14 protein-coding genes are annotated in these 20356 nt (G+C 44.9%); all 14 read left to right on the top strand.

Features of this window, described 5'->3' with window-relative positions; all coding sequences use genetic code 11:
- Positions 1-22: 22 nt before the first annotated feature.
- The 14 genes from ACTQ50_RS11265 to ACTQ50_RS11200 all read left to right on the top strand — a co-directional run bounded on the left by ACTQ50_RS11265 (position 23) and on the right by ACTQ50_RS11200 (position 20311).
- Positions 23-1894 (top strand): hypothetical protein, encoded by a 1872-nt coding sequence (locus ACTQ50_RS11265; protein ID WP_441484292.1) that lies wholly within the window; start codon positions 23-25, stop codon positions 1892-1894.
- 88 nt (positions 1895-1982) lie between these two features.
- The gene (locus ACTQ50_RS11260; protein WP_441484291.1) at positions 1983-6110 is read left to right on the top strand and encodes a protein kinase domain-containing protein; all 4128 of its coding nucleotides are present in this window, start codon (positions 1983-1985) and stop codon (positions 6108-6110) included.
- A 64-nt stretch (positions 6111-6174) separates the two neighbouring features.
- Positions 6175-6942 carry a TatD family hydrolase gene (locus ACTQ50_RS11255; RefSeq protein WP_441484290.1) on the top strand — a complete coding sequence of 256 codons (768 nt, stop codon included), beginning with the start codon at positions 6175-6177 and terminating at the stop codon, positions 6940-6942.
- A gap of 172 nt (positions 6943-7114) precedes the next feature.
- Entirely contained in the window at positions 7115-7672 is a 558-nt protein-coding gene (gene grpE, locus ACTQ50_RS11250) for a nucleotide exchange factor GrpE (RefSeq protein WP_441484289.1), read from the top strand.
- A gap of 104 nt (positions 7673-7776) precedes the next feature.
- Entirely contained in the window at positions 7777-9390 is a 1614-nt protein-coding gene (locus tag ACTQ50_RS11245; protein WP_441484288.1) for a transglutaminase domain-containing protein, read from the top strand.
- Positions 9391-9417: 27 nt separating this feature from the next.
- Positions 9418-9882 carry a hypothetical protein gene (locus ACTQ50_RS11240; RefSeq protein ID WP_441484287.1) on the top strand — a complete coding sequence of 155 codons (465 nt, stop codon included), beginning with the start codon at positions 9418-9420 and terminating at the stop codon, positions 9880-9882.
- 2 nt (positions 9883-9884) lie between these two features.
- Positions 9885-11186: a hypothetical protein gene (locus ACTQ50_RS11235; RefSeq protein WP_441484286.1), complete on the top strand. Its 1302-nt coding sequence runs from the start codon at positions 9885-9887 to the stop codon at positions 11184-11186.
- A complete protein-coding gene (locus ACTQ50_RS11230; RefSeq protein ID WP_441484285.1) occupies positions 11158-12618 on the top strand; it encodes a penicillin-binding transpeptidase domain-containing protein in 1461 nt (486 codons plus the stop codon). The genes ACTQ50_RS11235 and ACTQ50_RS11230 overlap by 29 nt, the downstream gene beginning before the upstream one ends.
- Positions 12619-12638: 20 nt before the next feature.
- Entirely contained in the window at positions 12639-14030 is a 1392-nt protein-coding gene (locus ACTQ50_RS11225; protein ID WP_441484284.1) for a hypothetical protein, read from the top strand.
- A gap of 9 nt (positions 14031-14039) precedes the next feature.
- Positions 14040-15506 (top strand): hypothetical protein, encoded by a 1467-nt coding sequence (locus tag ACTQ50_RS11220; protein ID WP_441484283.1) that lies wholly within the window; start codon positions 14040-14042, stop codon positions 15504-15506.
- A gap of 95 nt (positions 15507-15601) precedes the next feature.
- Positions 15602-17407 carry an Hsp70 family protein gene (locus ACTQ50_RS11215; RefSeq protein WP_441484282.1) on the top strand — a complete coding sequence of 602 codons (1806 nt, stop codon included), beginning with the start codon at positions 15602-15604 and terminating at the stop codon, positions 17405-17407.
- 122 nt (positions 17408-17529) lie between these two features.
- Entirely contained in the window at positions 17530-18420 is an 891-nt protein-coding gene (locus ACTQ50_RS11210) for a transglutaminase domain-containing protein (RefSeq protein ID WP_441484281.1), read from the top strand.
- 90 nt (positions 18421-18510) lie between these two features.
- Positions 18511-19443 carry a metallophosphoesterase gene (locus ACTQ50_RS11205; RefSeq protein WP_441484280.1) on the top strand — a complete coding sequence of 311 codons (933 nt, stop codon included), beginning with the start codon at positions 18511-18513 and terminating at the stop codon, positions 19441-19443.
- Between the two features lie 232 nt (positions 19444-19675).
- Complete coding sequence (locus ACTQ50_RS11200; protein WP_441484279.1) at positions 19676-20311, top strand: peptidase C39; 636 nt, start codon at positions 19676-19678, stop codon at positions 20309-20311.
- Positions 20312-20356: the final 45 nt, after the last annotated feature.

Below are 20356 nucleotides of genomic sequence, written 5' to 3'. Positions count from 1 at the left end.
TACGTAGAGAGGAAAAGGAAAAATGGGGAAAAAGACCTACGAGGCTGGCGCATCCGCATATACATTTGGCGTTGCAAATAGCATATTGAATTACGCGGATGAATATGGACAAGCAAGCAAAGCTGAGTTGGAAAACATGCCAAAAGACGCAAGTGTAGACCAATGGAAGAAAAAAATGGAAGGGATCGCAGAGGAATTTATCTGCACACCCAGGTATTTTCTTATGTGCTGGCTGGCAGCAAAATGTCTGAATAAAAATCTTCTGGGTTCAGAAATGGAACTGGGAGAATTCCCGGCTTTTCAGTATAAACCAAAGGGCGCAAGAAAGGCAAAAAATTTTGAAAAGGTTACAAGAGCCCATGCTATGTCTCTGGATGAGAAGGAATTAAAGAAGTATATTACAATTTTTACAAACATTGCATGGGAGAATGAGCGGCCAGAGGAGAAAGATACAGACGAAGATTCTGACATGGAAGATTCTGCGGACGATAACTTTGTGGCTGGCAAAGAAGCAGAAACTGAAAACAAGAAAGAAAAAGGTCTGCGGCCATACAAATTTAGCCCTGTTTTTCGCCGGGCATTTCTCCTGTATGTGAATACCCAGCTGCTTACAAAGGAAGAAGGACTGCAGATTGCCCATATGATCCGACTAAGCTATGAAGAAACCTGCTATTTTCTTGTACGCGCAGTGGAAAATGACGGACTGGATTTTACAAAAAGCACAGACATCATACATGCGTACTGTCTGCTTCGCGGAAAAAGTTATGGCGTTTTTCAGCAGCTGGAAGCGGAATATCAGACAAAGGCAGCCGGGATTGAGAAAATAAATCTGGAGGAAAAGCCGGAAGGTTTTACTGCAGGGATGATGCCTGGAAGTGAGGTGTCCGGAAAGAAAGACGATCCGGGAATGTTATATGAACGGATTTGTCAATGGGAGGATGAAGTTATTTCCCAGGTCCTGGCAGAATCAAATGGAGAAAATGAGGCAGGCCAGGAGATGGAAGGCCAGAAGCCTGGACTGAAAGTCAAGGCGGACGATCCCAAAAAGATAGACTCTGTAGACGAGAAATTTCTGGCCTGGCTGGTTTCCCAGGCAAAGTACCTGGATATACCGGGAAAAAGTGCCCTCGCTGTTTATCGGAATCTGGTGGCATATGTTTATCATTATACGCTGGAGCATGACATCAGGAAAAAGGAAGGAATCAATGTTGGCGGTGACGGGGATTTCCTGAAAAGTTTCCCAGGAGATGGGAAGGCAGACGGCTTAGAGGATAATATTGGATTTACGGACTTGGAAGACTGCCTCGAGGATCCAGATGAAGCCGTAAACTGGAATGCGGGAAAATCAGGATTCAGCGAAATCTGCAGTATGAATAGTCCTTATCAGCTAAAAGAGGATATGAGCAAGGGGGATTACGAGAAACTGGTGATCAATCGTCTGGTGCGTCTTTTTAATAAATTGAGCGGAAGCGTATTTGAGGCCAAACATATAACACGGATCATGCGTTATACGCAGGTTGCGCAAAACGGCAGTCTTGAATCGAATCTTATTACAGACAGGATCATCAGACTTCTGGCGGGAGAAATCCCGGTGACAAAGGCGGATGTGCTATTTATGGTCTGGCTGGCCTGCAATCTGGATTGGGAAGATGAGAAGGAAAAAATGAGTGCAAGGGTTTGGGATTTCCTGGATGGGGGCTCCAAAGCGCTGGAAGAGGGGCATTTGCCGGAATTGTATATTCCACATGTGCTGGAGCGTACATTTATTCTCAGTTTGTGCATTGGCAATATGCCGGTGGGAGAGTGTATAAGTATTTCTACCGTTCATGCGAAAAATCCTGCACAGATATATCTGGCATTGAGTGCATATGTAAACAGTCCAATGAGTCAGTGAGGCGAATAGATTGGTCGGTATTTTCGCGCCTGTCAGGCTGTGAACATATTATTATGACTGATGATAAAGGTCTGTAAGGTGGAGAAAAATGGAGAGAGAATATTTATCAGACAATACCTATATCCGTTTTCCTGGGGGAGAATGTTATAAGATCAACAGCAGGATCGGGCGAGGCGGCGGAAGCCTTTTGTATTCTGCATGCAAAATGGTTTTGCAGGATGGAAAATATGAGGAACAGAGCCGGATCCGCTATGCGCTGAAGGAATGCTTCCCATATTCGGAGCAGTATGACTTTGTGCGTAATTCTGCTGGGGAAATACGGCCTGTAACAGAGAGCCAGGAAGCGGAACATTATCTGCATTATGTAGCTGCCATGCAGCTGAACGAGGGAAAAATCACGTCGGAGATTTATGAAACAGAGGCAATCCGCATGGTTCCAATCCTTCATCTGGCCGGCGGCGCGGAAGTTTCCCAGGATCAGGGAGAGAGCTTCCATTATGTCAGCAATACATACACGGTGATGGCATCTTTGGAGAATAAAGGGGAATCGGTGACGGCATGGTATGGAAAAGAAGAGAACCATACGGCTGCGGCAATCTTTTCCGTGATCCGGCAGGTGCTGCTGGCGCTCCGGGAGGTGCACGGAGATAGTGGAAGTGCGAAGAATGCAATTACGAAAAATGCAAGTACGAAAAAGGTAATAGATAGAGAGAAAATGACAAGCCCGCTGATTGGAAGCCAGGCGCAGGTAATGGAACAAGTTGGGGGACAAGCGGAGGTACATGCGAGTAGTGCCCATTCTGGTAAGTACGTCCACCTTGACATCCAGGCTGGCAATATTTTCGTAACAGGAGACTGGCGGGATCAGAGCCTGACTTGCTTTCTTATCGACTTTGGCTCTGCGCGCAGACTGCTGGAGGATGGCAGATGTGCCCCTGTAGGAAGTGAGCCCATATTTTCCTCACTGGGCTACCGCGCGCCGGAGATTGCCCAGATCCTTAGTGGCGAGAACAGAGAGTTCCGTCTGGGAAAAGAGGCGGATCTGTACAGCGTGGGCTATCTGCTTCTGTATCTTCTCACAGGAACCCGCTACAGTGACGAGCTTCTGGCCCGTTTTCGAAATAAATATGACAAGAATTACCTTACCCGCAAAAACATACAGGAACTGAATGTTCCAGCATATGTGGAAGAACTGATCCAGCACATTCTGGCAAAAGCACTGGAACCAGATCCTGAAAAACGCTATGGGAATACAGACGCCATGCTGAAGGATGTTGATAAAGTGCTGGAAGCCTTGCTGCCTTCTCATTCCCGGATCTCCGGGCTGGCTTATGATGGGTATATTTTGTATGACGCCAAAGAACCTGTTTGCAAAATAGCAGCACAGACTTTGCAGAAACGGTTAGAGCATTTTCGTGCGTCCGGGTTGAAGCGGATCCGCAGAGTATTTCTGGACAGCACAGAGGTTTCTGCAGATGTCAACCGGGATAAACAGACCGTGGAGGCTTTGAAAGCAAGCGGTTATCTGATCATTGTAGGCGGGGCTGATCCGGAGTCTGCAATCTGGCAGGCAAAAGAGGTGAAATTTTTCCTCAGGTTTCATCCTGTATCCCATGTGCTTGTTATGGTAACGGGGGTGGAAAAAGACGCTTCGGAAATGCCGGTGATCCGTGTGGCTGGCCTTGGCAGAGCTGCGGTTCTGGCAGCAGATGCCCGCGGCGGTTCTGAGAAGGAAATCAGGAAGAAGATAAAAAAGGAAGCAGCAATCCGTATTGCAGCCCCGCTTTTGTCTGTCCCCTATGACGGACTGGTACAGCGCTACAGACGGTACCGCAGGAGAAAATTCGGCAGTATTGCGGCTGTTGTGGCAGTAACGCTCACCGGCTTTGGCGCACATGCAGCTTATCAGGCGTACCAGATCCAGATCCAGCATACGCTGGCAAGCCAGAACCGGGCACTGAACTTGTGCAATCAGGCTATGGCGCTATATGAAAAAGGGGATAAGAAGGGGGCACTTGAGACTGCCATTTTGCCCTATGAAGAGGAAAAAACCAACTGGAGTGTGGTGCCGGAGCAGGTGTATGCTTTGAATACCATAATGGGGGCTTATTCCTCGGGCAAGGAGACCATGTTTGAGCCTCTGGGGATAGAAAAAATAGAGGAAGATGAGATGGCGGCGTCCGAAGACACGGAGTCGCCAGGGAATAATAAATTTGACCAGTTCCAGGATATTCGTGATTATGATTTTACCGTTGGAAACTGGCGGATACAGCGGGATGACCAGGGGCTGACCGTATATGATTTACAGAATAACACCCAGACTGTATTGACAACAGCCTGTGCAGCCAGACCAGTTCTGGTTGCGGACAATTTGCTGGCTGTGATTGAATATCAGGAGGGGCAACAGGATCCAAATGACCAGATGGACATCTGGAGTGATGAAAAAGGGCTTTTTACTCCTGTGTTGTATGATCTGACAACCGGGAAAGAAGTCTGCCGTCTGGAAACTGAGAATGAGTGGTTTGAGAATGGCAAAGGAAACTGTGTGCTGGAGCTGGATCATATGGGAAAGGGCGCCTCGGATGTGTGGGCTTGCTGGATCGGGCAGAAATTGTGGCTTGTGGATTTGGAAGACGGAAAATCTACGGAAGTTGATGTGGATGTGACTGAAGCTGCAGATGTGAATGCTAGAAACGGGAAGGCTACTGCAGACGAAAAAAATGCAGATTGCAATTTTAACCGGATAGCAGATTTGACATTCCACTCTGAGATCGCAGCCGTGGAACCATATTCTGAAAACGAATTTCTGGTAGGCTTAAGCAGCGGAAGCGTGATTTCCGTTACCGTATCGGATGGCTCTCTAAGCAAAAAGCTGGTTTATGAAGGAAATGGCACGTTATATGATTTTTCCTGTGACGCCCAGACGCAGACACTGGATCTTTATACAGAACAAGGTGTGGTTCATTGTGGAAAACCAAAGGATTCCAGAATGACAGATGTGGATATCACAGGTCTTTTTGGAGAGAGCTATGAAATCGCAGGGGTAGAACAGGAAGACACGTATACATACATGTGGTTTGGTGATACCAACCGGCAGAAAAAGGTGTACGGTTCCCTGTTTTTCTATAATGATGCTGTGGCTGTGTATCGGACGCTGGAAGAGGAACCTTTGTTTACCTATAAAAGTGACGGGGACTGGAAAATCCAGGACGTGCAGATGAAAGTGCAGGATGGACAGGAAGCTGCGCTGGTTTTGGAGACTCGGTATAACGAAAATTATGAGACCATTTCCAGAATAACGCTTTGCCCAGTGAAGGGTGGAGAAAGCAGGATCTTGGCGACTGTTACAGGGCTCCTGAATCAAATTCAGTACAATTCTGATCTGACCGGGGCATATTTATGTGGAAACCTTGCGGATCATAACATGAACCTGTTATTTTATATTGATTTTCAGGCACAGGAGATTTCCGAAATATCACTTGGACTAAATGACGTAGAACACGTATGCGACATTCTGGTCAAGAAGGCGGATGCGGAAGGTGACATAAGGCTGGAACTGATCAGCCCGTATCAGAATCAGATCAGAGTGATCACATATTCAACGCTGGAGAAGAAGATTCTGGCACAGAAGACCTTGTCTCTGGAAAATGATGAGAATTACGGTTCTGTAGAAATTGTCCAAAATAGAGATTGCACAAACCTGCTGATCTACGACCGCTCTGGCAGCGCCTGGGTTCTGGACGCAGAGACTTTGGAAGTTCTCCATACCCTGAATGTAGGCGAGAAAAGGTATCTGGATATGTGCTTTTTCCGTGACAGCACATGCCTGTTAGGAGCAGATGAAGAATCTGTCTGGCTCTATAATCTGGAAGAAGAGAAGATGGAATCCGTTGTGTATATGGACACACGGATCAACTGCTCCCCAGGCAAAAAATTAAGAGCCGACGAAAGCGGACCATTCTTCGGGTTCTGGGACAGCATGGTCTATACCTACACCGCAGCAGATAACGGAGCTAACACCCAGTACCTGCACCTTTTCTGGGCAGACGACGACCTGCAGATCCACAAATACGCAGACGTAGAAGGCGGCTTTAAGCCCGCGGATTCCTGGGGGATTATGAGTTTGTATGGGGATCGGAAAGGGTTTGCGTATGGGGGACTTGGGGAGTTTGATGAATTATACGGACTGGCAAAGGAGTGGCTGGAGGCGAATTAGTGGCCATTAGTCACTTGACAGTCTGTGAAAGCGAAAGCTTCCATGAAAGGAGAAACCTTGAGATATGCGTTTTATAGACAGTCATTGTCATCTGCATCACCGAAAATTTAATAAGGACCGCTCTCAGCTTTTGGAGCGGATTTGGGAAAGTGAAGTTTCTGCTTTCATTGAAGTTCCTATCGGGCTGCGGTCCAACTCTGATATGAGGGAAAAGATTGTGCTGCCGCAGGTGTACTTCGCGGCGGGAGTGCATCCTTTGAAGGTGGAGGACCTGGAGGCTCCGGGGGTGTGGGAGCAGGTGCGGAAGTTTGCGGAGATGGAGAATACGGTGGCCGTGGGAGAAACGGGGCTGGATGACCGGACTTTAAGGCGGGAGCTGCAGGAAGGATGTTTTAAGCAATTTATAGAACTGGCACTTGAGCTGGACAAGCCGTTGATCCTTCACTTACGGGGAGACGGGGCTTATGGGAGAGCACTGGAAATACTGAAGGAAAGGCAACGCAGGTATAAAGGTGTTTTGCATTGTTTTCATGGAGATATCCGGGAGGCAGAGCAGTTTCTGGAATTAGGGTTCTGCCTGGGAATCGGGGGCCTGGTTACTTATGCGGAAGAAGGGACGCTTCGGGAAGCGGTTGCCCAGATCCCACTGGAGAAGATTCTATTGGAAACGGATTCCCCGTTTTTAAAACCGGAGGCTTGTGTGGAGGACAAGAGAAATACGCCGCTTAATGTACCGGTGATCGCGGAAGAAATTGCCGCGATAAAGGGGATTGCAGTACAGCGCGTGGCGGAAGAGACGGTTCTAAATACGAAGCGAGTGTTTGGGATATAGCTTATTGAATAAATCATAAAAACATCTTATATATGTTAAGAATATAAAGCATGGAAAAGACATTTAATACGAGGTATTAAGTGTCTTTTTTTGCGTCCTCGTGGGAGTGTCTGCGAGGATGTAAAGAAATATAATGATTTTAGAAAATAAAAAGTTAAGGAGGACTAGACCTATGAATAAACGAGTAGAAAAGAAACACCTGAGAAAAACTGTCCTGCTGGAGCAGGCGATCCGCAAGGAGTGCGAAGAAATGAGAAGTGTGGGTCAGGATTCCAATGAAAAATTAACTGCGATTGCAGCCCGCGCTGAAATGCAGGAAGAGATTCTGGATCTTTTTTATAAGGAATTCAAGGAGATGAAGGCCCGTGTCAGTGAGAAGAGACACATCCGCACCTACATTCGCATCCGCGAAGAGTTAAAGAAAGAACTCCGTCCCTGGGAACATGAGGGACTCAATATTAGCAGTCCAATTGTTGCATTGGAACTGCTTCAGTATGACATCGAGGAGGTCTTGAAGGACATGGGAGTTGAAATTGTCCCGGTTAGAGAAGGGGATTCATATGATGAAAACATTCACAAGGCTACACGACGCGAAGCAGTGACAGATCCAGTTGAACATGGAAAAATCCTGTATGTGTCAAATGATACATACCTCTGGGAAGGAAAGCCTGTTGTTCTGGCAGAGGTAGTGGTTGGAGTGTTGGAAGAAGGCGAGGGAGATTCCGAATAATTGTGAATTCATAAATATGTTGAAGGTTCAGGAGAGACAAGCCTGAATAATGCTGCATTGTAGCTGCCTGGTGCAGATAGGAAGGGTGCAAAGGGAGGAGTACGATGAAACGTGTAAACGAATATAGTAACCCCGCCGTCCAGTTTACCGAAACCGGGAATCTGTATGTGGCCGGTATTTCCAAGAAATACGATAGACCACTGACAATCCTGGAAGGAAAACTGAACAGCAGAACAAAACTGAATCTGTCCGGAGTTCTGGTGGTTCCGGCAAGTGTAAGCCCGGAAGTCGCCAGGGGAATGAAGGACGAAATTAAGAAAACTGGTTTCCAGCCTCTTGAAGTCGTACCCATTCCCAAGGCAGTCACAGAATTTTACCTGCTGCAGAAGCGTATCACAAAGAATGACAAAAAGCTGCTTGTGGTCTATCTGGAAGAAGGTAAAAAGTGTATTGCGGGAGAGATCACCTACCTGGAACAGAAGCCTTCAGGAACAGAAAATTGCAGAAAGTTTCTGACTGGAAAAAGAAACACCAGCCGTTTTATGGTCATGAAAAGAGACGATAAAAACTATGACGAGAGCAAAGATTTTCCGATCGTATATAGTTCTGTGACAGGGCATCTGCGTATATTTTGCCAGAAATATTCTATAACAGAGGGCGTGGTCATGTTTGCCGGTATGGAGTCTGTGTGCAAAAAAGCAGCCTTACGCATTTGCGATGAAGACCAGTTTTCCGGTCTGAAAGTGAATGTATATAAGCCCGAAACAGCCGCCACCTTAGGTGCGGCTCTGTACGCCAGTGACAGGAGATTATCTATGGCTTCCTTCTCTGTTCCAGCAAAGAAAACCGATTATTATAAACGAAATGTATGGGGCAGGTACGAAAACCTGAGTCCAACTATGAAAAAAGCATACTGGACAATAGTGGAAGATGTGGCAGCCAGAAAACTTTCCGGAGAATACGAATGTGATGAACAAACAGACAAGAAAAAAATTGGACAGGAATTGAATCAGATTCTACATGCCATTCATCTGGACTTTCCTGAATTGGTTACTATCTGGGATACGGATAAGTCCAACTACCGTTGGAGAGTAAATGCAAAAGAACCATTAAAAATTTCATATACAATGCTCTATCCATCAGATGGAGAACGCCGCTTAATGGCTATTGAGCAGAAGGCGGATGAGATCATACAGGAGTGTATGAAAATGGGAAGTGAGGCTTTAAATGATCAGAATACTGTGGTGGCAGGAAGCAGACGTGTCAATAGAAATCACACTTTAAGCGACGAGGAGCTGATCAAAGCAGTTCACGATTACTTTTGCAAGCACTATGCATATTGCAAAGCAAAGCTGAAAAATGGAAAGTACCCTGCCAGGGCGTACTCACTAGAGGCCATTTTTGGAGATGCTGTGTGCGGCGGCTACAGTCTTACTTATTGTTATATTCTTCATAAACTTCAGATCAAAGCCAGATACATAGATGGATGGGCCGAACCGATAGATGAAGTGGCAACTAAGAGAGATACGAATCATGCGTGGACGCTGGTAGAACTGACTGACGGTCGGACAATAAAGCATATTGACTTAACATGGGACATTTGCAGATCATCTGAATATGCTCATAAGGTAAGAGAAGAATACTACATGAAGGACGATATCCAGATGCAAATTCTTTCGCACACCTGGCGACATAAACTTTATCCGGCGTGTGTGTGAAAAACGAGAGGAAAAGAGGTGACCAAAATGGATAAGCTTGTTGTATACCATCTGCTTACACTTGGCTTTTTCTTCTTCTTTATCATCAGTGAAATTGTATTCTTTCTCCGCCAGAGAAAACCTCTGATGAGCCGGGGAGAAATTCTCTGGAATCTGCATGCAGTTCGAACTGGTACTGTAAAATTCGGTTTTCGCCGCTTCCTGCTTACAGCAGGAAAAAACAGGGAAAACGAAATTCCGTTGGAAGAGGGTACTTATCTAGTGGGTAATAGAAGAGGAGATGACATTTATCTGGACAGTACTGGAAGAAAGGTGCAGCTGTTTGTGGATGTAAGACATCAGTGCGTATATCTCACAGTCATGAAGGGAGACGTAAGTATTGCCGGGATCAAATATCAGGCGGATTCGGGAAAAAGACTGGAAATTCAGGAGCATATGCGTATTAGGGCTGGAAATGTGGATTTGATCTTTAAGAAAGAAAGGTGGCGGTGATCATGTTTATGTGGATGTATTCTTTCCTTTTTAGTATTTTTTTGTTCTTGTGGACAACAACAGGTACTGTTGGTTTTTCCCCTGAATCCTATGAAAAATTTCTGAAGGGCGAATATGCGGCGGGTGTATTTCTGATTGCTGTTGTCACCTTGCTGGTGTGCAGAGCCGACCGCCATGGAAAGGTAAAACAAGGACTTCTTATTATTGGCGTATTACTCAACATTGGGCTGTCGGCATATTACCAGTGTGCCCCTCCCGTGAGAGGAGATGTGTCTTACTGGAAGCTGTTAAAGGATTCTTATCTGTTTGAGATGCTTTTCATGTTTCTTACATTTTCAGCTGCTTTTATGCTGGTGCGTTACACAAGGATTTACCGTACCAGAGTGTTTAATTATCTTGCCATGCTGATTCCGGTTATATGTGTATTTGGAGCAAGATTCTTTGGCAAAACAGGAGGCTCCAGCCTGAGATTCTGCGGCATTATGATATTTGCAGAGGTACTGCTCTGTTATAGTTTTGCTGCTGCATATTTTTGCTCTTTAAGTGCAAACAGATATGTAACAGGCAATCCGGGGATGGTTTCTTATAATCTGATCGCATTCCTTTTATGGGTATTCCTGCTTTACGCTGGCTGCATTGTTGACAACGAATTTGGTCTGATTTTGGTTCTTTTGTGCTGTAGTACAACGCTTTTTTTTATAAAATGCAGAAATAGATTCAGCAAATTTCTGTATACCGTGGCCAGTGCTGGTGGGGGATTGCTGGCCGTGACCTTTGTCCGCCATATTTCAGACCGGGTGAAGATCTTTCTGGACCCGGCAGGGGCTTATAGTAATCCGGATTTGAAACAGCAGGCAGAAAGTATGCTTTTCCTTTTCCGGCACTGGCGGGAGATAGGCTGGTGGGGGAATGGCCCCGGGCATTTATCTGCTCAGTATTTTCCAAACCGTACGACTGATCACCTTTTAATTATGCTATTTGATAATGGTTCCGTTTTTCTTGTTATGGGAGTCATTTTTGTTGGGGCACTTTTAGTGCGGTTTATGCTGACGGAACCGGAGGGGCTATCTGTATACGATAAAAATTTGAATTTAATTTGCGGATTTTTGACCGGAGGTATTATGATTTTAAATATTGTTTCGTGTACTACCATTACGATTGGTATACCATTCCCATTTGTGTCCAAAGGAGCATCCATTAACTGTGTATTGCTTATGAGCCTTGTTGGAATCCATACGGGACTTGTATGCCGTCAGAAAGGAGAAGAATACGATTATGCTGATCTGGAAGAAGAGGAATTTTAACCGCCGCTTATATATGTTCTTTGTGTTACTTATTATGCTGACACTTTTGGTTTTTGGTGTAAGGGCAGTAAGTGGTACCTTGATCACAGACTATTCAGATGGCGAGGTTTTGATGCTTCAGAAGAGTTATCAGACAGGTGCTGTTTATGATAGAAATGGTGTATGTCTGGTAAAGGGAGCTGATAAGACAGTTGATAAAGAGGGGAATGGAGAAAACACCGGGACAGATACTGAGACTGGAACAATTACTGAAAATGGGCTGGTATGGAGCAGCGCTCAGATTAAAGAGGCCTTTGAAGACCTGTTGGGTATGAATATCTCTGAGACCCTGAACTCAAGATTTACGATTGCAGGAAACGCTTCTGTGCTCTTTGGTACAGAAGACAACAGATTTTCCGGCAATTCTTTGCTTACACCGTTCCAGGCAAGGGTGGGCGGCTCTTTACAGCTTACATTGGATGCAGCAACACAGGAGAAAATTAGTACTCTGATAAAAAAATACGGCTATGACAGCTCCAATACTTACATTGTGGCGTCTAATTATACTTCAGGAGAGATTCTTGCATTACACGGGAAAGTATTTGATACCATGCTTCATCCAGGGTCAGTCGTAAAGCCTTTGGTAGCTGCAGCAGCCATGGATGTAACGAAAGATGTTAATCTGACGGAATTTACATACAATTGTGATTCTGGAAATCACACTTTCAAGCTTCCGAAGGGCAAAACGTTTTCCGTCCAATGCGCAGGCGGCGCTTACCATGGAAATACAGGGATTGAAGAAGCAATTAAATATTCCTGCAATGGCTATTTTATCAATTTGTTAGAAAAGATAAATAAGAAAAAGCTGTTAAATGAATTAAGAAAAATGGGAATAGGAGATTCTCTTCATTTTCAGGATATGATGTTTTGGGATGGCAGATTTATATATAAGAATTCAAAAAAGAAGGACAAATCTTACCTTTTAGCAAGTATAGGAGAAGCCGATTGTTACATGACTCCTTTTAATGTGAATTTTCTAACAAACGCTATTTTTAATCACGGTCTGCTAGTCGAACCATACGAATTTATCGTAACACAGTCCCGGCCTGGCAGTGAATGGGAGGCGAAAGAGCACTCCTACACGAAACAGGTTTGCAGTGAAGAGGCTGCGGATAAAGTGGCAGAACTCATGGGAGGGGTAACAAAAGAGGGGACATTGAAAAATGTTGAGATGAATAATTGGGCTGGCAAGACTGGAACAGCGCAGTTGGCGGGAGAAGACGGAAATCTCAGTGGCCTTTATAGTGTTTGGACGACTGCTGCCTATCTGGATTCTGAGAAACCATACAGCATCACAGTGTGCCTGGACAAAGTTGATGAAAGTCTTACCTCAGTAAGTGCCGGGCTGCTTGCAAGAGATATTCTGCAATATTTAGTAAATAAAAATATCTAAAAGTAAAGGAGAAAAATCAGATGAAGAAGAAAACGAAGGTAAAGAAGCCATCCAGTTTCAGTCTCTGGCAGAATAACAGCCAGTCCGGATATGTCCCCTATATCGATTTAAAAGGAAACGAACTTGAGGATATCGGCTTCACAAATGAAGAATTATTCCACGAAAAACCTAATGATTTTGAGATCTGGGGAACAAAAAAGGAGCCAAAAAAGCAGAAGATTTACACGGTTCACTCCCCAGGGGTAAAACCAATTTACGGCGACAATAGAAACTTTCCAGTGGCGTTGGTCTCTCCGGAGGGCGACACGCTCAACTTAAAGATAAGCATGAAGACGAAAGAAGTCTTACCCATCTATGCTGGAACCTGTCAGACACTGGATATTGCATTCCTTGGACGCCCGGCAGTTGGCAAAACGACCTACATTAGCCAGCTTTCAGACCCGGCTTTTCACGAGACCCTGAGTAGAGGGCTGGAGGTTTCAATTATGGAGAGCATCTTTGGAGATACATCCGGAAAAAGTCAATATGAAAAGTTTCTCCATGATTTGAAATACGAAGGAGTCTTTCCGCCTCCTACGGTGTTTTCTCCCAACACAATAACACCCAACATCTACTATCTTACTTATGATGATGGAGAGCCTCGTCACTGCTTATTACGGCTTCACGATCTGGACGGTGAACAGTGCCTAAATATAGGGTTTAATAACACTGCTTTAAAATTTAAGTATCTTTACTTGTGTGTTGGTGCTGATGAGATGCTGTTCAGCGGCAATAACGGGCAGCAATATTACAAGAAAATTCTCAGCAGAGTCCTTCAAAACCTTACTGTAAAAGGTGGATTGGATTCCTGTCAGATTATGGTGGTGATCACGAAAGCAGATTTGTTGCTAAAAAATTCACCTGATCCCTGCCTGCAGCCAGTCATCTCTAATTCTCTGGATATGACAGCTGATGGTGAACTGTTTCTCAAAAGCAATGCAAATGGGTTCTCCTATGGAGAGTTCAATCGACACGAAGAAGCAATCAAGAAATTCCTTCAGAAGAACTATCCAGGCTTTTACCTGATGTTGAAAACAATGGTTCCAGGACCTGTCCACTATTCCATGATTGCATCCATCGGAAATGCCCCAGATAAAGGGAATACCTTCTCCCAGTCTCAGTACGAGCCTTTCTGTATAGATATGCCGATCGCACGTACATTAGCGGATCTTGGGATGTGCAAAATCGCTGTTGGAGAGGATAACACAGAGGCGCCAAAGGAAGAACGGGTGTCTGGTCTGGGTGGAAACAGGAACAAGAATGGCACATCAGAAAAATCATTTTTCAGGAGATTCAAGGAAAAAATCCTGATTCATGATGAAGATGACGACGAGGAATTTGAGGACGATACATACGGTGAGTACACCAGATAGGAGGCTATTATGTGGGATAGAATGAAAGGCACAGTTGGAAAGAAAGAGATGGAAAAATATTATGATCCAAGCCCTGGTTCTGACGAAGAACAGCAGATGTGGGAAAGGAGAGCTGCCCGCTTTAACCAGATGGACAGGTACGTAACATTACGTAATCCAAATACAGGTGGACTTGGAATTGCGGTGGTGAAAGAGGATCAGGACAACTGGAATAACCAGGGCGACGGGAATGATCAGGACAGTTGGAATAACCAGGGCAGCAGATATCACCAGGGCTTCGATCAGGAGGCTCTGGAAGAAATCTATGAGAACTGTATGGAAATTCTTGTTTCAAGGGACGTGCCGTATGCAAGAGGAATTTATCCATTAAAGAATGGAAACTTCATTGCGATGATGGTGAAGAAGATTCCAGGAGGGAACGCCTTTGAGAGTCGCCCCCATGAGATTTGTAGAGGCATTATTTTAGAAGAGAGTGAACTGGAGTTTTTCTGCCACAACATTCTGGCTGAACCAGAAGGTGGAGCAAAGTTTTTTTTCCCCGACGAGTTTGATCCAGACCACCCGGAAAACTGGACACTTCCATCCGCGGATGAATTAAGAGAACTGAATCATAGAAACCTTCAATACTGGCTAGATGAGTTGGACTATAGGCAGGTGATTGGCTTGGGAAGCGCCTTGAAAGCAGTGGGTAAAGAGAACATGAAAATCCAGCTTGCCCTTCCAATGGAGCAGCAGGAATCCATGTTTTCTGCTCTATGCTGCATTAGCAGCCTGGTAAAAGAGAGACTGTTTATTCTTTTGAATGGCGAGTGCCCAATGTGCCCGAATGGGCCGGATATTCTGGTTACGGAGGAGATTCGCTTTGATCACGAGGTCAGATATTCCTTTATGAACCTGGAAGATTTTATTGCTATGGGGCTTAGAATGTCATACGGATTGGATCTTGCTGACAATGATGATGGGGATGAGGAAGCCGTAAAAGAAAAGGTTCTCTCTGTGCTGGAACTATGCAGAGATTATGTTACAGACAATAGAGCAGCCGGATATGATGTGTACGGTGCAGCAGATCATAGAGCAGCCAGGTATGATATGTACGATACAACAGACCATAGGGCTACTGAGTATGACGTATACGAGGCGGCACTGAGACTGCAGCAAGACAGCCAGAAGGCGTATGGTCTCTTCCGGGAAAAGCTGCGCGCTTACCTATTCCACCTTTTTCCAGGTGACTATTGCGAAGAAAATTATATCAAATTGCTTTATCTGGTCTTTCGCAGAGAGCCGGATCCCCATGATTATTCCCTGGAGATAAAAGCAGGCCCCTATGAATTTGGCAAGATGTCCGCATTTCTAAAAAAGAAGTTCAAAGGGAGAACATTAAAAAGACATCTGTCCCTTATGGTGGAAATTCTGTTCCAGGATCAGGATAATGAGGAATTTTTCAAGGCACTGGGAATTAAAAAAACATTGTTTTGAGGTATCTTAATAGTAGAAAGTAACTGTTCGGCAGGCTCGGTTCTGCGGAGGTGCTGAACAGTTATGGCTAGTACAAATTTAAGGAGGATTACACCATGACAAAGAGAAAAATTATTGGAATCGATTCAGGAACATCAACTAGCTACGCTGCTGTTCTGGAGTGGGGAAGAGTGCGTAATGTTTTAAGCCAGGATGGAGAGGAAGCTACCCCTTCTGTTGTCTGCATTACACCAAATGGTGAGACATTAATCGGCAGAAAAGCAGATAACTGCCGCGAGCTCTTTCCAAAGAGAAGCTGCACGCAGTTTAAAAGACTTATGGGCCAAACTACAAAGGCTTTAGAGGTAGATGGTGTTGTTTATTCACCGCAACAGCTTACAAGCATGGTTCTCCGGCGCATTATTGATAGTGTGGTTGAGGATCAGGACGGTGAGGAAATTCCAGAAGATGCAATTGTGACAGTGACTGTACCGGCTAACTTTGGTGCCGAAGAAAACAATGCGGTTTTTGAGGCAGCCAAGCTTGCAGGACTAAATATGAATAATGTGAAATTATTAAAAGAACCAGTTTCAGCTGCACTTTATGTTCTGGATCAGTGTAAGAAGGAACTGGAACTGGAGAAAGAAAAAGAACTTCTGCTCGAAGTGGTAGATGTAGGAGGCGGAACGACAGACGTTTCTGTGCTCTCTTTCCGTAAAGGAGTGATTACTGAGAGCACATCAGGGGGTAATAACAAATGTGGTGGAGAAGATATTGATCAGTTGTTTAAGGCATTTGCAAAATCTAAATTTCTGGCGGATAAAAAACTGGATGCCAATCAGGAGCAAGAACTTACTTCTAAAATTCGCCTTGCAAAAGAAACACTTAGTAAAAGAAGCGAGACTAGTTTTTCGCTTTCAGTAGGAGAAAAGTATATAGATAAGGTCTCTGTTAAATTGACCAGAGCGGATCTTGAGCAGTGCCTGAAACATCCCTGCGCTGGTCTTACCAGAGAACAGTATGAGAAATACACAACAGGCTGGAGAGAGTGTGAATCCTATAGACAGGAGTCCTTTGAAACAAAGATTGTAAATGTGTTAAAAGAGGTGGATAGCGAGCTCAAGAAGCTGGCAAAGGAAAACAAGGAGCTGGCTGGAAAAACCAGACCAGATGTGATTGTTTTATGTGGTGGCGTAAGCAGACTTCCAGCGGTAGACGAAATCGTGAAGTCCTTTTTCTCTGATCCGGGGATTCAGGTGTTGATTAAAGATCCTGACCTGGCAGTGTCACGCGGAGCTGCGATTTATGGCGGATATCTTGCTGCCAAGAAAGATCCAAAGATCAACTGGGGAGAAGAGAAAAATACCGGAAGAACAGCTGATCAGGATGGACACAACGGTGCAGCAGCTGCAAACGATGGTGCTGGTGGAACATCTGGTGATTCAGAGGTCGAGTCTGGAAGCAATATCATCAAGGAATTGAAGCTTGTTAGCCACAGATCCTACGGAATCAAGTGTTGGGAAGAATCAGGGGATAAGGTCGTAAACGTTCTTTATCGTGGCAGCACACTTCCGGTGGAAAAAGAGGAGGTATTCTTTACACGAACGGAAAACCAGAGAAAAGCAAGTCTGGAGGTTTGGGAGAATATTTTCCGCAAGAGTGACATGGGCAGAAAAATTAAGCCTGATGAGTGCAGCCTTTTAGGGGTTTGCGAGTTGGAAATCAGAGGTGACCTGCCAGAACATTCCCCGATTCAGGTTAGGCTCTCAATGGACGAGAGTGGTGTATTGCAGCTGCACGCCAGCGAGAAGACATGGGGAACCGAGGTTAGCGCAACGCTGAAGACAAAGGCCCTTCTTTCCGCTGAAGAGTTCGAGAAAGAAAAGAAGCAGGTGGACAAGCTTTACGAAGAGGTTGTGTAAACTTTGGAAGAAAAAAATTCATTTTCACATGTTATGTTGCGCTGAATAAGAAGCTTTAAGGAACGCGTTGCTGTGGAGAGGCACAGCAACGCGAAGATAGACGATATAAAGGAGGAGTCAGAATGAATATTGGAAAATTCAAGATTGGAGGTTTTTATTACTCTTTGCTTGACGTTGATGACCAGACAGACTACAGAAATATTGCGGAAGCTGTAGTACAGCACGATTCCGCTGTAGTTTTAAGTGGTACACAGGAGCTTGAGCGTCTGGCAAAAGTGTGCTCCGCTTTGCGGTATGATAACCCGGAATTATCTCTTTATTGGAACTCAACAGAGTTGAGTCTGAGTGATGATGGATTACTAAAATTGGTGTATACAAAGGATGAGAAAGAAGCGAGACTGGTCGTGAAGAAGGTTCGCGAGATTCGCCGTGAGATTATGGAGAAGGTGATGGAAGAAGAGGAAGGTGATAGTCCAGAAGAGGCTGCTGTTGGAGAAAACGAAGATGAAAAGACTGGACGTACTGAAGAATCTGGGAAAAGCGGTGAAGCGGAGGAGCGTTCTGGAACCAATAAAAATACAGAAGCAGATTATGCTGAAATGATGGATAGTGAGACTGCCAAGGTTATTAGAAAGACATATTCCTACCTTCTGCATCATGTAAAATACGCCGACGACGAACTGAAAAAACCACAGCCACGTCCATGGATTTACAATATCGAAGGGGCTTTTCTTTATGGAAAGTCTGGCTGTGTGGGTGTTGCTCTTGCAATGAGTTATATCTGTGAAGCCCTTGGAGTCCCATGTCTTCTTGTAACAGGCAGAGCGAAATTTGCGAATAAAGCTACCAACCATTGCTGGAACATGGTAACATTAGAAGATGGACAGAACTACCATATTGATGTCACTTCCCAGCTTGTGAACAAAGAGGATGAGGAAGCATATCTTCTTCTTAAGGATGAAGAAATGAAGGAACTGGGATTTGAGTGGGGAGATATTTATCCGGAAGCTTGATAGTTACTGCTCACTGGTATCGTTTTGCGAGGCGTTTTCTGTGAACAGTAACACTAAATATAATATATTAGTTATAGAGGGGTCAAAAGTATGGAGAAGAAAAACGAAAGACAGAAAAGTAAAAGCGCTGCAAAAACAGAAAATTCAGCAGAAAGAGTGAGCTCCGCAGAAAGCCAAAACAATAAAACCAGTGAAAATCCCCTCATAACAGGCCGCCTCCTTATAACCGGCGACACCCACGGCGACCATGGCGCTATGGCGTACATTGCCAAATTGCTGCGAGAAGGTGATTGCCTCTTTGTTGCCGGGGACTTCGGGTACATCTTCTTAAATGATACCAGTGAGAAATCATATTTAAGAGATGTGAACCACTTCTTAGTTAAGCATAATTGCTATTTGGTTTTCGTAGACGGCAACCACGAGAATCATCCGGCATTGAATTCCTATCCAGTCACAACCTGGAACGGTGCCAGATGTCATAAGATCTGGCACCGCATTATACATGTGTGTCGAGGCGAAATTTTGAAGATATACAAAAGCGAAGAACAGACAGAACCGATTAGGATCTGGTGCTTCGGTGGGGCATTTAGTATAGACCGCCAATACCGCAAACTAAACGAAGGCTACTGGGAAGAAGAGCTTCCTACAGATGAAGATTACGTCAATTCCAGTAAGAATCTGGAAGCAGAAGGTTACCAAATTGATTTTGGAATCACACACACGTGTCCTCTCTATCGAGTGCGAACACTAGGCTGCTATCACGCAGCCAGGGAAGAGGAACCTCTTCAGAATTATTTCCAATGGGTATGTGACAAGCTGAACCAGACCAATGAGGCATCTGCAGATGGCAGCGACGACAAGAAGGGCAGGGGCAAGCGGTTCAAGCGCTGGTACTTCGGTCACTGGCACACCGACTGGAATAAAAACTGGCTTGAGCTTATGCACTTGGAAGAATTTCCACAGAAATGCAGAGCAATTTATTTAGACGTGGAGGACATGGAAACTGGGGAAGTGATTGATTAAGTAACTGCGAAATTGGATGAACAAGATTTGATGAAGTGGTTACGGTGGCATACTTATTGAAAATGATTAAAAAACTAATTGAAAAAAGCTGCTTTATAAAATATACTACTTATGAGTATACTACTTATGGGTAGTATATTTTTTGTACAATAGGAAATTCCGTTGAAAGCCCCTATGCGAGTTGTTTATATGATTGACTTGAAGATTTGTACGAAAGAGAGAGACCTGGACAATGAAAAATCCATTACATTATCAGATATCAGAATACGACTGCGGACCTACGTCCATGTTGAATGCCATTATCTATTTATTTGACCGGGACGAGATCCCGCCGGAGGTGATCCGGAATACCATGCTGTATTGTCTGGACTGCTACAGCAAGGAGGGCATCCCTGGAAAAAGAGGCACATCCCGGGCGGCGATGATGTTTCTAAGCAACTGGCTGAATGAGTATGGAAGCCTTGGAATGATGACAGTGAGCAGCGAATACCTGTCAGGCGACCAGGTATACATAGGTCCGGGAAGCCGAATCAACCAGGCGCTGAGCCATGGTGGGGCAGCTGTGGTGCGGCTGTTTCTGGACGAGCCCCATTATGTACTGCTTACAGGGGTGAAAGGCGGAAGTATCTTACTGTTTGACCCGTATTACTGGGATGAACCCTATGAGGAAAAGGACATTCTCATTGATCTGGAGCACCCAAGAGAATACAACCGCGAAGTGCCTTTCCAGTATTTTAACAAAGAAGAAGACGCACTCTATGCCCTCGGCAAAGTAGATGCCCGGGAAGCTGTGCTGGTTTATTGTTATAGCTACCGTTTTTTATCCGAAAGCTACCGGGCTTGCCAGTCCATGAACAGACGGTTATAATGACCATAAATCTATAGAAAGAAAAAGAGCATTCCCTTTATGATG

It is taken from the genome of Blautia sp. Sow4_E7, from assembly GCF_052116245.1.
Taxonomy (GTDB): domain Bacteria; phylum Bacillota; class Clostridia; order Lachnospirales; family Lachnospiraceae; genus Blautia_A.
The sequence above is the reverse complement of the archived record's forward strand: the minus strand, read 5'-3'. Positions and strand labels throughout refer to the sequence as shown.

Excerpts from the sequence above, each read along its gene's own strand:
- ACTQ50_RS11265 (WP_441484292.1), top strand. The coding sequence starts at position 23 with ATGGGGAAAAAGACCTACGAGGCTGGCGCATCCGCATATACATTTGGC.
- ACTQ50_RS11260 (WP_441484291.1), top strand. The coding sequence starts at position 1,983 with ATGGAGAGAGAATATTTATCAGACAATACCTATATCCGTTTTCCTGGG.
- ACTQ50_RS11255 (WP_441484290.1), top strand. The coding sequence starts at position 6,175 with ATGCGTTTTATAGACAGTCATTGTCATCTGCATCACCGAAAATTTAAT.
- grpE (WP_441484289.1), top strand. The coding sequence starts at position 7,115 with ATGAATAAACGAGTAGAAAAGAAACACCTGAGAAAAACTGTCCTGCTG.
- ACTQ50_RS11245 (WP_441484288.1), top strand. The coding sequence starts at position 7,777 with ATGAAACGTGTAAACGAATATAGTAACCCCGCCGTCCAGTTTACCGAA.
- ACTQ50_RS11240 (WP_441484287.1), top strand. The coding sequence starts at position 9,418 with ATGGATAAGCTTGTTGTATACCATCTGCTTACACTTGGCTTTTTCTTC.
- ACTQ50_RS11235 (WP_441484286.1), top strand. The coding sequence starts at position 9,885 with ATGTTTATGTGGATGTATTCTTTCCTTTTTAGTATTTTTTTGTTCTTG.
- ACTQ50_RS11230 (WP_441484285.1), top strand. The coding sequence starts at position 11,158 with ATGCTGATCTGGAAGAAGAGGAATTTTAACCGCCGCTTATATATGTTC.
- ACTQ50_RS11225 (WP_441484284.1), top strand. The coding sequence starts at position 12,639 with ATGAAGAAGAAAACGAAGGTAAAGAAGCCATCCAGTTTCAGTCTCTGG.
- ACTQ50_RS11220 (WP_441484283.1), top strand. The coding sequence starts at position 14,040 with ATGTGGGATAGAATGAAAGGCACAGTTGGAAAGAAAGAGATGGAAAAA.
- ACTQ50_RS11215 (WP_441484282.1), top strand. The coding sequence starts at position 15,602 with ATGACAAAGAGAAAAATTATTGGAATCGATTCAGGAACATCAACTAGC.
- ACTQ50_RS11210 (WP_441484281.1), top strand. The coding sequence starts at position 17,530 with ATGAATATTGGAAAATTCAAGATTGGAGGTTTTTATTACTCTTTGCTT.
- ACTQ50_RS11205 (WP_441484280.1), top strand. The coding sequence starts at position 18,511 with ATGGAGAAGAAAAACGAAAGACAGAAAAGTAAAAGCGCTGCAAAAACA.
- ACTQ50_RS11200 (WP_441484279.1), top strand. The coding sequence starts at position 19,676 with ATGAAAAATCCATTACATTATCAGATATCAGAATACGACTGCGGACCT.